We start from the raw sequence: 1,600 nt of genomic DNA on the forward strand, positions 1-1,600 counted from the left end.
CTCTTGGTAAACGACGTTTTATTATCAATGATGTCATGGTCGAAAAGCTTAGGGAACTCTTAAAAGAAACCCCCGTGGTCTCTTAATGGTGCGTGATGAATTGTCTGGTTTTTTAGCCAATCTGGAACGTAAGGAATATCAAACAGACCCTGCTTTTTATCTAACGGCTTTTAATGAAGATAACCAATTTACCTATGACCGTACCGAGCGTGGAACCATTTTTATCCCTCATGTCACTTTATCTATGATTGGAGGCATTCAACCCTCACGAATTATTCCCATCATTCAAGCAATACAGCGTGGAATAAACGATGATGGTTTATTGCAACGCTTTCAAATGATTGTCTGGCCCGATGACAATAAAGAGTGGCAATTGGTTGATAAACCGCCCAATCAAGAGGGGTGGCAAAAGTATGAAGGAGTTTTTCGCTCTTTTCGTGATAAACGCTTAGGGTCTCCAGAACAACCACTGATTATGCGTTTTTCTCCTAAAGCACAAGTGAAGTTTTATGAATGGTTCGAGCATCTTCATAAAGAGGCAAAAGGAGGTACGCATTCAGAAAGCTTACAATCGCATCTTTTAAAAATGCCAAAGACCATAGCAAGTCTTGCGTTGATTTTTGAACTTCTTGACACTGGTCGTTTAGAAATTGGACTCTATGCCATCACAACAGCGTTGCGTTGGACAAGTTATCTGTTAAGTCATGCCAAACGTCTTTATGCGGCGCATGATACATTAACAGCAGAGCGTGCAAAATTAATTGTCGAGCGTTGTGATCATTTATCTGATGTTTTTACAGCAAGGGATATCTATAGACGATGTTGGCGTTCTTTAAAAGACAAGGAAACTGTGAAGCAAGCTTTAGAGCTTTTATGCTGTTCAAATCACCTTCGAAAAAAGTTGATAACACATCAAACAAGTGGACACCCTAGTGCCTATTATGAATGGCATCCTTTGGTCAAAGACAACAGCATAAAACAATAAAAAACGTCTTCTAAAACTTTCTACTCAAATAGGCAAGACTCTTTTTCCTGCCTTTGCTCGCCAAATTTGGCGAGCAAACAAAGTCTTGATTTTCTAATAAATTATATTTAATGCCCATCTCATCAAGTAACTTTTCTCTAAAAAAATAATCTGAGTAACCTTATAAGAAGAGTGCTGTCAGTGTTGTCAGTTCCTTTTAGACCCTCTATTATTTTTTTAAATGAGAGAAAATTAAAAATATTATATTTCAATAGGTTAGTATTTTAAAAACATAACTCATATCACTATTACAATCTTTAAAGATAACCAATGATGTGAATTGATTAAAACTTGTCAGTTATGTGTCAGTAAATTGAACTGACAAACTGGATTATTTTAGTGCTTCTATAAAACCTATCAAAATACTCATTCTGATATTTTAAAGAACGTAGTACATTTATCTTGATGAATACGTGAAATAAACAGCAGATTTCACTACTTTGCTGATCTTATCCCATGTCATAGGCTGTGGATAAATAACCTTTAAAAATCCCTTTTGAAAAAATTTATCCGCTTTTGAATGACTTTACCTCTTCTGATACTCGCTATTTATCCTAAATGGATTTAATTGACTTC

1 pseudogene is annotated in these 1,600 nt (G+C 35.7%); it reads left to right on the forward strand.

Features of this window, described 5'->3' with window-relative positions:
• Positions 1-985, forward strand: a pseudogene (locus ACFIKE_RS10310) (DUF3987 domain-containing protein); the annotation flags it as partial.
• Between the last annotated feature and the right edge of the window lie 615 nt (positions 986-1,600).

The sequence above is a fragment of the Bartonella sp. MU70NMGDW genome (assembly GCF_042194085.1).
GTDB classification, from domain to species: Bacteria; Pseudomonadota; Alphaproteobacteria; order Rhizobiales; family Rhizobiaceae; genus Bartonella; species Bartonella grahamii.